The organism is Photobacterium piscicola, assembly GCF_046058925.1.
GTDB classification, from domain to species: Bacteria; Pseudomonadota; Gammaproteobacteria; order Enterobacterales; family Vibrionaceae; genus Photobacterium; species Photobacterium piscicola.
Map to the genome: position 1 here is coordinate 645,107 of NZ_CP175535.1, position 14,129 is coordinate 659,235.

The 14,129-nt window shown below is 37.9% G+C and carries 12 protein-coding genes; 11 read left to right on the top strand and 1 reads right to left on the bottom strand.

Features of this window, described 5'->3' with window-relative positions; all coding sequences use genetic code 11:
* The first annotated feature begins 10 nt into the window (after positions 1–10).
* The 10 genes from hycI (at position 11) to ACJZU6_RS17380 (ending at position 11,879) form a co-directional block, all read left to right on the top strand.
* The gene (hycI, locus tag ACJZU6_RS17335; RefSeq protein ID WP_080156574.1) at positions 11–505 is read left to right on the top strand and encodes a hydrogenase maturation peptidase HycI; all 495 of its coding nucleotides are present in this window, start codon (positions 11–13) and stop codon (positions 503–505) included.
* 258 nt (positions 506–763) lie between these two features.
* The gene (locus ACJZU6_RS17340) at positions 764–1,312 is read left to right on the top strand and encodes a 4Fe-4S dicluster domain-containing protein (protein WP_080156307.1); all 549 of its coding nucleotides are present in this window, start codon (positions 764–766) and stop codon (positions 1,310–1,312) included.
* A gap of 59 nt (positions 1,313–1,371) precedes the next feature.
* Positions 1,372–3,516: a formate dehydrogenase subunit alpha gene (gene fdhF, locus ACJZU6_RS17345; RefSeq protein WP_080156306.1), complete on the top strand. Its 2,145-nt coding sequence runs from the start codon at positions 1,372–1,374 to the stop codon at positions 3,514–3,516.
* 320 nt (positions 3,517–3,836) lie between these two features.
* Positions 3,837–5,912 carry a sigma 54-interacting transcriptional regulator gene (locus tag ACJZU6_RS17350; RefSeq protein ID WP_408901510.1) on the top strand — a complete coding sequence of 692 codons (2,076 nt, stop codon included), beginning with the start codon at positions 3,837–3,839 and terminating at the stop codon, positions 5,910–5,912.
* A gap of 49 nt (positions 5,913–5,961) precedes the next feature.
* A complete protein-coding gene (gene fdhD / locus ACJZU6_RS17355; RefSeq protein WP_199190760.1) occupies positions 5,962–6,795 on the top strand; it encodes a formate dehydrogenase accessory sulfurtransferase FdhD in 834 nt (277 codons plus the stop codon).
* A gap of 107 nt (positions 6,796–6,902) precedes the next feature.
* Positions 6,903–7,490 carry a HupE/UreJ family protein gene (locus tag ACJZU6_RS17360; protein WP_080156304.1) on the top strand — a complete coding sequence of 196 codons (588 nt, stop codon included), beginning with the start codon at positions 6,903–6,905 and terminating at the stop codon, positions 7,488–7,490.
* An 18-nt stretch (positions 7,491–7,508) separates the two neighbouring features.
* Positions 7,509–9,884, top strand: a complete 2,376-nt coding sequence (gene hypF, locus ACJZU6_RS17365) for a carbamoyltransferase HypF (protein WP_408901511.1) — start codon at positions 7,509–7,511, stop codon at positions 9,882–9,884.
* Between the two features lie 11 nt (positions 9,885–9,895).
* The gene (gene hypA, locus ACJZU6_RS17370) at positions 9,896–10,237 is read left to right on the top strand and encodes a hydrogenase maturation nickel metallochaperone HypA (RefSeq protein WP_297478967.1); all 342 of its coding nucleotides are present in this window, start codon (positions 9,896–9,898) and stop codon (positions 10,235–10,237) included.
* A gap of 1 nt (position 10,238) precedes the next feature.
* Positions 10,239–11,312, top strand: coding sequence for a hydrogenase nickel incorporation protein HypB (hypB, locus tag ACJZU6_RS17375; protein WP_408901512.1), 1,074 nt, complete (start codon positions 10,239–10,241; stop codon positions 11,310–11,312).
* A gap of 264 nt (positions 11,313–11,576) precedes the next feature.
* Positions 11,577–11,879 (top strand): hypothetical protein, encoded by a 303-nt coding sequence (locus ACJZU6_RS17380; RefSeq protein ID WP_080156300.1) that lies wholly within the window; start codon positions 11,577–11,579, stop codon positions 11,877–11,879.
* Positions 11,880–11,938: 59 nt separating this feature from the next.
* Here the strand turns inward: ACJZU6_RS17380 and ACJZU6_RS17385 are convergent, their stop codons facing one another.
* A complete protein-coding gene (locus ACJZU6_RS17385; protein WP_107276096.1) occupies positions 11,939–12,598 on the bottom strand; it encodes an acyl-homoserine-lactone synthase in 660 nt (219 codons plus the stop codon).
* A gap of 474 nt (positions 12,599–13,072) precedes the next feature.
* On the opposite strand from ACJZU6_RS17385, the gene ACJZU6_RS17390 reads away from it, so the two are divergent.
* Positions 13,073–13,561 (top strand): hypothetical protein, encoded by a 489-nt coding sequence (locus ACJZU6_RS17390; RefSeq protein WP_080156298.1) that lies wholly within the window; start codon positions 13,073–13,075, stop codon positions 13,559–13,561.
* The last annotated feature ends 568 nt before the right edge of the window (positions 13,562–14,129 follow it).

Sequence of the window (14,129 nt, forward strand, 5' to 3'; positions counted from 1 at the left end):
GTCAACAGTGATGGGCGAAAGTGTCTCTAACGATGATGTTGATTTGTCTGTCAGCAATATTGTACTCACCGTGGGTAATAGCATGATGGGAGATGATGGCGCTGGACCCTTATTAGCAAAAATGATCAAAGATAATCCGATTACAGGCTGGAGTGTACTTGAAGGCGGCTCGATGCCTGAAGATTGTTTGCACCTTATTCGTAAAGCTCAACCGCAACGAGTGATTGTGGTGGATGCGGCTGATATCGGTGAACAGGCGGGAGAAGTGAGAATTATTGATCCAGAAACTATTGTCGATATGTATGTGGTCTCGACCCATAGTTTACCGCTCAATTTTTTGATTGATGATTTAAAAACCTTTGTGCCTGAGGTTATTTTTGTGGGTATTCAGCCTGCGATTGTCGCATTTTCATTTCCATTAACTGAGATGGTGCAAACCGCGGTTGAAACTATTTATCAGCGTTTACCTGAATGGCAAGGATCGGGTGGTTTTGAGCATTGCTAAGTAATCGCTGTTAGTCGGTGTCGATAAAGTGTCGATAGTATTGACGAAAAATGACGATGGATTTGATTAATAGAAAGTGATTATCGACACTCTAAAAAAAGAAAGCGTGACAGTGCTCGCACTTTCTTTTTTTTTAACTATATTTCATTGGCTTAAAAATAAATTCGATTTGTGGATATTTTTGGTACAATAAATGCTTATAAAGTATCGTAGCATAACACTATGCTGTGATGTATCGACATTAACAAGGTATAGACCATGAACCGGTTTGTTTTTGCAGATCCAAATCTGTGTATTGGGTGTCGAACCTGTGAAATTGCATGTGTTGTTTCTCACCAAGTAGACGGAATGCTTACTGGTGTTGATGCAGTAGAATTTACACCTCGTTTGACCTTGGTGAAAAATGCGCATGTAACAACACCAGTTATGTGTCGTCAATGTGATGATGCACCTTGTGCTCAGGTTTGCCCTAATAATGCCATCGTTTTAGAAGATGGTTATGTGAAAGTGATTCAGTCACGTTGTATCGGGTGTAAAACCTGTGTCATCGCTTGTCCTTTCGGCGCAATGAATGTTGTGACTAAAATGGTTGAAGAGTCCAAAGGCGCGTCGTTATTTAAGCGCATGGTTCCTCAGTCTCAAGCATTAAAGTGTGACTTGTGTTCCCATCGTGATGCTGGTCCTGCGTGTGTGGAAGTCTGTCCAACAAACGCGATTCAGATTATTGAACCTGAAACATTGACCGAAGCCAGCAAGCAAAAACGTGAAGCAGCAGCGCTCAATGATGCTGTAGCAATCATTCGTTAGTGTTATAAACCCTTGGTTTAAAATACGCATTAATAACAATTATAGCCAAAAAGGTTAGTATGAAAAAATCAATTGTTGTTTGTCCCTACTGTGGTACTGGGTGCAAACTAAAGTTGGTTGTCGAAAATAACAAAGTCGTGGCAGCAGAACCAGCAATGGGTCGTACCAATGAAGGCCAACTTTGTTTGAAAGGCTACTATGGTTGGGATTTCCTCAACGATACCAACTTATTAACGCCACGCTTGAAGCAACCAATGATTCGCCGTACACGTGAGTCAGCCTTAGAAGCCGTGTCTTGGGACGAAGCTATTCAATTTGCCGGCGATAAGCTAATGGCAATTAAAAAGCAGTATGGTCCAGATGCGATAATGACAACAGGTTCAGCCCGCGGTCCGGGTAACGAAGCCAACTATGTGATGCAAAAACTCGCAAGGGCGGTGATCGGAACCAACAATGTTGACCACTGTGCTAGGGTGTGACACGCACCATCAGTCTCCGGTCTGGAGACAACAGTAGGTAATGGCGCAATGAGTAACGCGATTCCCGAAATTCAACAAACTAAATGCTTACTCATCTTCGGTTACAACGCGGCTGATTCTCACCCAGTTGTAGCACGACATATTTTAAAAGCCCGTGCAAATGGCGCTAAAATTATTGTATGTGACCCACGTAAGATCGAATCTGCGCGTGTTGCTGATCAATGGTTAGCGTTAAAGAACGGCTCGAACATGGCACTTGTTAATGCGTTAGCAAATGTGATTATCGAAGAAAATCTTTACGATAAAGCGTTCGTACAATACAACACTGAAGGTTTTGATGAGTTCCGTGAAATTGCTTCACGTTACACGCCAGAAACAGTGGAAGAAGTAACAGGTCTAAAAGCTGCGGATATCCGTTTGGCTGCACGTACTTACGCTGCGGCACCTGAAGCTATGATTCTATGGGGTATGGGCGTTACTCAGTACGGTCAGGCAGTTGACGTGGTTCGTGGTTTAGCGGGTCTTGCACTGTTAACCGGTAACTTTGGCCGTCCTGGTGTAGGTTGTGGTCCGGTTCGTGGTCAAAACAACGTTCAAGGTACCTGTGATATGGGTATGTTGCCGCACCAATTCCCTGGCTATCAAGACGTAAACATTGATGCAAACCGCGAAAAGTTTGAAAAAGCGTGGGGTGTTGAGCTTTCAGGTAAGCCGGGCTACCGTCTGACTGAAGTTGGCCACAAGGCTGATGAAGGTATTTGTAAAGCGTTTTATATCTTTGGTGAAGATCCAGCACAAACTGAAGCTGATCTTGCCGCCATGCGCGCGACTATGCGTAAAATGGAATTGGTTATCGTTCAAGATATCTTCATGACTCAAACAGCGGAATTTGCGGATGTTATTTTCCCTGCAACAAGCTGGGGTGAACATGAAGGCGTGTACAGTAGTGCTGACCGTGGTTTCCAACGCTTCTATAAAGCAGTGGTTCCGACCGGTAATGTGAAACCTGACTGGGAAATCTTTAGTTTGTTAGCAACGTACATGGGTTACCCTATGTCGTACAATAACACTGAAGAAATCTGGGATGAACTACGTGCGTTATGTCCTGATTATGCCGGTGTGACGTATGAAAAAATGGCTGATCTAAAATCTGTACAATGGCCTTGTCCAACAGAAGATCACCCAGGTACGTCTTACTTATTTAAAGACAACAAGTTCACTACACCTTCGGGTAAAGGTATCTTCATTGGTGCTGATTGGCGTCCGCCGCTAGAGCAACCTGATGCCGAATATCCATTGGTATTGTCAACTGTACGTGAAGTGGGCCACTATTCTTGTCGTTCAATGACAGGTAACTGTTCTGCACTACAAACATTGGCTGATGAACCTGGTTATGTGCAAATGCACCCGAATGATGCCAAAGCATTGGGGATCGATGATCAACAATTAGTGTGGGTATCTTCTCGTCGCGGCAAAGTTATCTCGCGTGCTAACTACAATGAGCGTGTAAACAGAGGTGTGGTTTACATGACATACCAATGGTGGATTGGCGCATGTAATGAATTAACCATTGAGCATGTCGATCCTATTTCAAATACGCCTGAATTTAAATACTGTGCGGTTAAAGTAGAGAACATTGATGATCAGCCATGGGCTGAAAATTATGTACAAACTGAATACAGTAATTTAAAAGCACGTTTGAAAAACCATGTTGCTAATGCATAAAAATGTTGTGTAAATAAGACTTGTTATGTTTGATATACAATATATAGCATCATAAATGAAAATAAGGTTTCCAAGATAAAAGATTGATTATTTTTATCTTGGTTCCTTGTGTTTTTTGTTATTAAAAATCATTGTTTTAATTTATTTGTCAGCTCAAATATTTTAATTTTTATTCGTTTTATTTTAAAGATACTGTTGTTAATAATTATTGATTGATATGGATCAATACTTGGTTATTAAAATGATTGAGAATTGTATAATAAATGCTTGGATTTTTATTCGCTATTCGAGCCATATTATCAGTAAGAGTTAATGTTAGCATGGAAAACTTTGAAAGCGATTTAATGATCTTTTCTAAGGCATTATTGTCTATAAATGACATTTCAGGTGTGATTAATTTTCTAAATAATGAACGTTTATTATTTATCGATGCTGATCGTGTTAATATTATTTTAAAAGATGACATAAGTGCTCAATCAATTTTATATTATCAAAATGCAGATAAAGAGTTCCAACGTTATGATTATTCAGAAGATAGTTTAAGTCTTCATCATGTTGTATCGTGTGAATATAGCCATTACATTAATGGTGAAGAGCTTTATCGTACTTTTCCTCAATTATCTCTTCATCCGGCATACACTAATATCCAAACATACTGTAAAATACCGCTACTAATAGCAAACCAACAGTTAGGTGCTATTGAATATATTAACCTTCGTCTACCTAATCATGATGATGTAGAAAAACAATTTAAACTGTTCAATAATATGGTTGCTGCAATGATCGAACATATTCTTGAACATCAAATTGCATCATCGCTCACTCAGCAATTAAGTAATGAGCATAAAGATTTCCAGTTTTTAGTTGATATTACAAATGCGGTTATTAATCAGAGTTCAAAAAAAGAACTGATTGGTTCATTATTGCATTTTTTATATCAACGTTTTGGAATGAATGAACTATCAATTATACAGTCTCAAGACGGCCACTATAATCAATATTCTGGTGGTGATGTTGATATTAATGGTGAAATGGATTATCAATGCCATTTTTTTACCGATGACAGTATGATTAAGAATGCGGTTCAAAATAACCAAGCTGTTATTTTGACTGCGGCTGATATTTATAAATTAAACCATGATGATAATAGTCCCTATTTTTCATCACAGGCTAAAAGTGCTTGTATTATACCTATGATATTTAGAGGGTTAACGATCGGTTATATCTGTTATGTCAAGGCAGTAGAAACACAATTTCAGCAGACGGAGATTGAGTTATTTAAGCAAATATCAGCCCGTGTTGCATTGGCTATACACAGTATAAAAGTGCATCAATCAGCAACACCGCATCGACTACAGACTAAGTTTATCAGCATTGAAGAGAGCTATGACGAGCATGCTATTTTCGATGACATTATTAGTCAAAGTGAAGTGATGAATAAAGTGTTAGAGCAAGTTGCATTAGTAGCAAGCTGTGACAGTACCGTATTAATTTTAGGTGAATCTGGTACAGGTAAAGAGTTGATTGCACGTGCGATCCATAAAATGAGTCATCGCAGTAAAACTGACATGGTAAAGATGAATTGTGCGGCGATCCCGAGTGGTTTGTTTGAAAGTGAATTGTTTGGTCATGAACGTGGTGCATTCACAGGTGCTGTAACTCAACGTGTGGGGCGATTTGAACAAGCGCATAAAGGCACACTATTTCTAGATGAAATTGGCGATATGCCATTGGAGTTACAGCCTAAATTATTACGTGTTTTGCAAGAAAATGAAATTGAGCGTGTTGGTAAAAATCAGTTGATCAGTATTGATGTTCGTATTGTGGTGGCGACTAATGTGAACCTATTAGACATGGTACAACAAAAACAATTTCGTAATGACTTGTATTATCGCTTAAATGTTTTTCCAATTGAGATTCCGCCGTTACGAGAACGAGCAGAAGATATTCCTTTATTGGTAAAACATTTTACGCGAGAGTTAGCAAAAAAAATGGGTAAAAATATTACCTCTATTGCGGTTGAAGATATGCATATTATGCAGCAATTCTCATGGCCCGGTAATGTGCGTGAGTTACGTAATGTGATCGAACGTTCAGTTATTTTGACACGAGGTCATGTGCTTAACGTGCCAACCCAAGAATTGGTTTCATCACCATCAATGTTAACTCTTACGCCAGTCGAGCCTGTGATACAAGATGTTGTATTGCCCGCTGATGTTAAATTACCGTCACCGATGATTGATAAACAAATGATAGTCGATGCATTAATTCATTGTGGTGGTGTTATTGCAGGTCCTAATGGTGCGGCGAATCAGTTGGGTTTAAAGCGAACTACATTGTTATCACGCATGCAAAAAATGGGTTTGAATAGTCAAGATTTTCGTTTAATTAATTGAATATTATAAATAAAAAATAAATATCGTAATAGATAAGTAAAGGAAAAAGATGTTGAACACCTTTGAAGCGTTACCGGAATCGATGTTTTGTAATGCAAGTGAACGTCCTATTGTACGTTACCGTAAAGGCAAAAATGATTGCAATGAACTTGATTACATTATTGAAGAAACGCCGGTTGCCATTGCTTTTAATGGTGTTGCTTACACCGTCATGATGTGCACGCCTAATGACTTAGAACAGTTTGCGATTGGCTTTTCGTTATCAGAAGGGATCATTGATCATCATCGTGATATTCATGATATTGAGATGACACCCACATGCGATGGCATCAATATTAACGTTACCATTGCTAACCGTTGTGTTGTACGTTTGCAGCAAAAACGTCGCTCATTAGCAGGGCTGACGGGGTGTGGTATTTGTGGTGAAGAAAAATTAGAAACGGTATGCCGTGTATTAGCACCTGTGCCGTCATCGGTGCAATTTGATTTAAGTCATCTTGATCCTGTCTTACAACAATTATTACGCAAGCAGCAATTGAATCAACTAACAGGCTCTGCTCATGCTGCGGTGTATATCGATAACCAAGGTCAAGTCGCTGCTATTTTTGAAGATGTCGGTCGTCATATTGCATTAGATAAATTGGTGGGGTGTATTCATCAACAACAGCTAACCGGTGGCGCTGTATTGGTCACAAGTCGTGCCAGTTTTGAAATGGTTCAAAAAGCAGCGGCAGCAGGCGTTGAAGTATTATTAGCGATTTCATCAGCGACCAAAATGGCCGTTGATTTAGCGGAAAAACTTAACCTGACGTTATTGGGTCATTGTCGTAATGGCCGTGCAGATGCTTATACGCATTCTGAGCGCATTATAGGAATGATTTAATCACGCTTAGGTATTGAATTTAATGTTAATGAATAAGCTTATTATTCATTAGCAATAAATCCCCGTTAGGTCGGGTTTTCATTCTATTACACTAAGGACAAAAATAAATGAAACTTAAACATATTGTTGCCAGTGCGCTTACTCTTTTTTCACCCCTCGTTTTAGCACACCCAGGTCACATAGGTCCCCATACAACAACGGGTTTTATGACCGGTTTTGTTCACCCATTTACAGGTCTTGATCACTTATCCGTAATGATTGGTGTGGGTCTATTAGCTGCATTAATGGGCGGTAAAGCAGTATCACGTTTACCTATGGCATTTATTGGAATTATGGTTATCGGTGGTGCATTAGGTGTTGCGGGCATGGTATTACCGGGCATTGAAATGGGTATTGCTTTATCTGTTATTGGTATGGGGGCAATGTTATTAGCTGGTGGCCGTATGTCAGAGAAAGTGGCAACGGGCTTAGTAATGGCTTTCGCACTATTCCACGGTATGGCACATGGCATGGAAATGCCGCTTGACGCACAAGCACTGGAATACTTCAGTGGTTTTATTGTAGCAACGGCAATCTTACATGTGTCAGGTATTGCATTAGGTAAGTTCGTCATGACATCAACAATCAACCAACGTTTAATGCGTGTAGTTGGTGTTGTTATGGCAGCCTTTGGTGGCATATTAATGCTGTCGTAATTTAGCTGGAAAATCGCAGTGAAAGACAACTTTGCACGACAATATATTCATATTACCGGCATTGTACAAGGGGTCGGTTTCCGCCCCTTTGTCTACCAACTGGCGCTGAAATATGCGCTTGTTGGATGGGTAATTAATGATTCAGAAGGCGTCAAGATAGATGCTCAAGGTAAGATTGAAAACCTTGAACAATTTATTATTGAACTTCAGCAACAAGCACCGCTATTAAGTCGTATAGATCAAATGACAGTGATGCCATTATCATTATGGTTCAACGCAGAAAAGCCAACATTATTTAGTATCGAGAAAAGCCAGCATTGTGATAGTACTACAGTGTGTGTTTCTCCCGATCAAGGGCTTTGTAATGCCTGTAAACAAGACATTATGAATCCTACTTCGCGTTATTATCGTTATCCTTTTACCAATTGTACTCATTGTGGCCCTCGTTACAGTATTACGCGATCATTACCTTATGACCGCGTAGCAACCAGTATGGCAAGCTTTGCATTATGTCATGATTGTCAACAAGCGTATGAAAATCCCCTTGATCGTCGTTACCATGCTCAGCCAATAAGTTGTGCAGTTTGCGGACCATGGACACGGTTTATTGATTATCATGATAACGCTGTATCAGATGAATTAACCCAGCAAGCGGCCATTAATCAATTAGCCAAACGTCTTCAAGCTGGGGCGGTGGTTGCGATTAAAGGATTAGGTGGTTTTCACCTTGTTTGTGATGGCACCAATCCTGATGCTGTTACACAATTGCGCCATATTAAACATCGCCAACAAAAACCATTAGCGGTAATGGTTGCAGATATTACGTCGGCACAACAATTAGTCATTGGTGATGCGATGGAGTGGCAAGCATTGGATGCTCAGGCTCGCCCGATCGTGTTAATGCATAAATATCAAACTATTCATGGCACCCCGTCTGGTGTGAGTGTTGCTGCGAATGTTGCACCTAATGTGCCTTATTTAGGGGTTATGCTACCTTATACTCCTTTGCATTATTTATTGTTTACCGCGTTAGCTGACATTAATGCAACCGCCGTGTTAGTCATGACCAGTGCGAATGTTTCTGGCATGCCAATTGCGACAGATATTGAGCAAATTAAACACCAATTTTGGGGGGTTATTGATAGTGTACTTGATCATAATCGTTCCATTATTCATGCCTGTGATGATAGTGTCGTTCATTATGCTGGTGGAAAAATACGTACTCTACGTATGGCGCGTGGTTATGCGCCCTATAGCCATTTTGGTCATAAAGCTGAGACGATGACATTAGCTTTAGGCGCACAACAAAAATCTACGATAGCTTTAGCTTTACCTCAACAATGGGTTTTATCACCTTATATTGGTGATCTTAACAATCTTGATACTGAGCAGCGTTATCAACAAGCTGTGACTGAGTTACAAGAGCTATATCAAGTGACGGCACCACAACTTGTGTGCGATAAACATGCGGGTTACTCTTCATCAATCTACGCCAAGAAATTGATTTCTGAATCAAAAATCCCATTAAATTTATTACAAGTACAGCACCACCATGCGCATATTTTGGCTGTAATGGCTGAATTTAATTTAACCAAACCGGTGATTGGTTTTACTTTTGACGGCACAGGTCAAGGTGATGATGATACGGTTTGGGGAGGTGAAGTGTTACTAGCATCGTGCCAAGACTATCAACGTCTCGGTTATTTACGTCCTTTCCGTCTTCTTGGTGGTGAAAAAGCAATAAAAGAGCCTGCACGACTATTATTTGCAATGTTACTTGAATGCTATTGTCTTGATGATATTAAAGCGATGCAGTTAAATGCTTTTTCTTCTTGGAATGATAGCTATTTCAATAATTTATATCGGTTGTGGCAAAGTGGTAGTCGTTCACCTTATACCTCATCAATGGGACGATTTATCGATGCTTGGGCTTGCTTACTTGGGTTGATTGATAAGGTTAATTATGAAGGTCAATGTGGGCTGTTATTAGAACAAGCGGCTAAACAAGATCTATGCCATATTCCATTGTCTTTTCAGATCACAGACAGCGGTATCTTTGATTGGCAGCCATTATTTGCACATGTAGTGCCGCTTGTTGGTGAAATCAATGATATACAGCATCAAATATGGATTAATAGCTTAGCACATAGTGTGTTTATGGCTATTGCTAAAATGATTGTCACGATTGCGAAGCAACATCCTCACCACGCAGTTGTTCTTGGTGGTGGTGTTTTTCAAAACCGAGTATTGATGGATCAAATTTATCACCAGTTCTCTGTCCTATCGCAACCGTTATATTGTGGTGAAAAACTGCCATCAAATGACGGTGCAATCGCAGCGGGACAGTTATGGTATGCGCTTCACCATCCACTAGATTCAACTATTACCCCATAGGTGCCACTAAAATGCATGAACTATCACTAAGTATAAATACGGTTGATACCGTGGTTGAACAAGCAGAGAAACAAGGGTTTAAGCGTGTTGTTAGTGTAACCCTGACCATTGGTACTTTGTCGTGTATTGAACCTCAAGCATTAGCAACAGGGTTTGAATTTGCTTGTCGTGACACGATTGCGGAAGGCGCCCAATTGAAGATTGAATCTGTTGCTGCTCGTGTATGGTGTTTAGATTGCCAGCAACATGTAGAAATTCCTGAGCGAGGGGTGAGTTGCCCGCGCTGTCACGGTTATCAACTTAATGTTGAAACTGGAGAAGAATTAATGATTAAACATATCGAGGTTGAATAATATGTGTAACGTATGCGGCTGCGGTGATAGCAGAATTGAAGGTCATTCTCACGAACAGGATTCTCACGAATATGCTCATGAACACCATGATCATCATCACCATGAACATCCACACCAGCATAACGATCAATTAGCGGCAGAAGTACCACAATCAGTTGTGATTCACCACCACTATCACCATCAGGGTGATGTTCATCATCATGTTCATTATACATTGCCTGCGGGCGTTATGCCGCAGCAACATGTGGATGGGCATCATCATGAGCATGAAAAGGGTCATATACATTCGCATGACCACGATCATCACCACGCCCATAGTCATGATCATCATCATGCAGATCATCAACCTGAGTGTTTAGATTCTGGTGATTTACATTATGGTAAGGGTGAAGCTGAAGTGCATGTTGCTGGTGTATCACAACGACAGTTATTAACATTAGAAATGGATATTCTAGGTAATAATAATCAATTAGCAGCACATAATCGTGAGCATTTTATTGAAAACCACCAATTAGTACTAAATTTAGTATCAAGTCCAGGCTCAGGTAAAACAACCTTATTAACTGAAACATTAATGACATTAAAAGATCAGTGTGCTTGTGCTGTGATCGAGGGTGATCAACAAACTAGCAACGATGCTGATCGTATTCGAGCAACCGCTGTTCCTGCTATTCAGGTTAACACCGGTAAAGGTTGCCATCTTGATGCACAAATGATCCATGATGCCTATCATCAGCTTGCGATTAATGAACCTGGTTTTTTGTTTATTGAAAATGTCGGTAATTTAGTTTGCCCTGCAAGCTTTGATCTCGGTGAAGCCTCTAAAGTTGCGATTTTATCCGTGACGGAAGGTGAGGATAAACCGCTTAAATACCCAAATATGTTTGCAGCTGCTGATTTAATGATTATCAATAAAGTTGATTTATTACCTTATGTTGATGTCAATATAGATGATTGTATTGCTAATGCACGTAAAGTGAATCCTACAATTCAAGTTATTAAACTGTCAGCAAAAACAGGTGAAGGAATGGATGCATGGTTTAATTGGTTAAACGAAAACCGACAACAACTGTAATTATTTCGCGAATATTATTTGTTTTAAAATGCTGTAAATATATTTTATATACAGGCAGCATTTTAAATATTATCTGTCGATAAGCATGAATTAAAGTTAATTAGTGATAATGTTCAAAAATTTTTCCAAACAGACAAAGTATTACTATCATTTTTCTTATTTATCTATAGAATCCCGCGCAAACAAGCTAACAGAGCCTAAGCGTGCACCTACGTTATGTCTCTCATTAGCAATAATCTTGATGATAAACAACGTAAGTAGCCAATGAAAAAATACGCTTTTGTGACCGCATTATTATTATTAGCCGGCTGTGATATTACGACTGAAACACGTCAACCGCCGACAGTTAAAGATATTGAAATGTGTCAACAACGGATCGCTGTTAAAACAAATTATATCGTTAGCGCAATGTCTGATAACAGTGTGGATAATAAGTCGAAAGATAACCGTGGTTGGGTATATGTTAATTATCAAAAAGATAATAATCGTGGTTATTTAAAGTTTCGATGCAATGCCAACTATGTTGAAGTTTGGGCCGCAGGTGCTGCGATGTGGACTGGCCTGTAAGTGAAAATTAAGATGCTCGTACTATTATCAGTATGAGCATTTTTTGTATGTATTATGCTCTAGACATGTGTTGTTGTTAGTAGGGTGGGAAACAACGTATTTTTTTCATAATAGTATTGAATCATATATTCACCATTAACCGAGAGCGCTAAAAAATAAAGTAGTTCGTAACATTGTTTTTTCTTCACGAAATTTTCAATGGTTTTTAATGCAATCGCATTACTTAACGTCATTGGAAGGTCACAATACGGCGTGATAAACAAGCGCGTATCATTCTCTATGTTAGCAACAACTTCCACTATATTTTTATCATTGTTATCTACCACCTGTGGTGGGTTGTTTTTTGTTAATGGGTATTTAATTACCCGTTGAATAATACAGTAATGCTCATACTCAGCCCAACAACATAAAATATTGCCGAATAACGAAATGGCTTGCTTTTCTATTTCAATATAATGTGGTGCAAGATCTTCCAGTGGCACTACACCATTTATAGCTTGGGCATAATCACTAGTAATACAGTGGTATAGATTATCGGTTTGTAACGGCATTAAGTGATTAATCGTCTGTATACGAGCTGAGACTAATGTAGCAAAGAAATTACTATCACCATTTAAATGGATATGCTCATCAATGAATTGTAGAAAATTGTTCTGCAATATTTCTTGTGGCTGTGAGCCTAAAGGAATAGCTAAATTTTTGATTACACTTGTGTACATTCAATAACCGACTTAATAAAGATAATTTATAGATGAATGATAAGGTGTTCATTTATCAATTAATGCATCGATATGTATATAGTGTGACTATCATCAAATAAAATCGATGTCTGTTTTTCCATTTGTGTATTATGCGCCATTTTAGTATTAATAAGCAATACTTGTATGTTGTAAAAGTATTTTTGATGGGGTTTTATTTTTTATCAAATCGATAAATGAATACGATTGCAATAAGATTTGTATCCTTGTTTATCGTTTTCAATTTTGTCATTCATCGCAAAAATAATGCTGCTTTAAATAGTGTTGAATATATATTTGTGATCGCGCCTGATTCGTTTTCATTAACTATTCTCATTATTTTATTAGTCGTTATTATATTGATATGTTTTTTAAATACTGATGCCATAAGATTTAATTTTGGATAAAACAATGTCGTGCTGGTATTGTTTATTTTATTGATGTTAAAGGAATAATATGAGTAAATTTTTTTGGTTTGCTTGGACTTGTGCCACAATGTTGCCTGTTCATGCAAATGCATCAGAATGGAATTCTTCAGGGATTGATGGGCATTATGTTTTATCGTCTTTAATTGATGAGCAAAGGGGACAACAAAAAGTGTTCTTTTCGCTTTATAAGGCAAAGTATAATAATAATGGCTTTGAGCGATTTTTGAGCCAATGTAATAAAAATGGGTTAGATAAAATTGTCTTAATGACGATTAATGGCCAAAAAGTAGAAATGGATAAGATTTGTCGTAGACCGAAAGATGGTAAAAATTATTGGGTTTATACTCCCACGACAAATGAAGGACTTGCTTTTTTAATTACGCAGTTTAAATATACAGAAACAGTCAAGATTCATAAAATTTTTGTCAATATATATAACCAAAAAACAGAATTAGATTTTAAGATTTCAGCTCAAGGATTTGTGCAATCGTGGAATAAAACAGAACCTATATTTTAATTTACACGTGCCGTTGCATATCAAATGAAGATCAAGAGCGATATTAATTATATTGATATCGCTTTTTCATTTATTGGTTTCTGTATTTTGATAATGAGATTGTTAATTGATATTATTATCATTATATTGAAATATTTATCGTTTATTGCTGGAATAATAAACAGATAAGAAAAATAATAGAGAGTACAATACATTATATAAGCGTTTGTTTTAGCTTGTATAATTCATTTTTATGATAAGGTTGGTTTTAATATATGTAAAATTGATATAGGTATTAATTTATAAATAATATATTATTAGTCAGAATCAGGTGTTTTTCTATTAAGTTAATATATTGAAGTTATATTACTTTTGATAAAAAGATGTGGAAGATATTGCTTATGCATATTAATCCTTATCATTTTCTTAAATTCTAATCTATTTTAAAAAACGAAATGTTAAAATACATACGTACTAACCTTAATCATAAAGGCAATAATATATATTTTACAAGTAATGTTATTGTTAATTAAATGTTTTGTTTTTAATGCGTTTAATTATATTTGTTAGATAATATAGGTAATAGCCT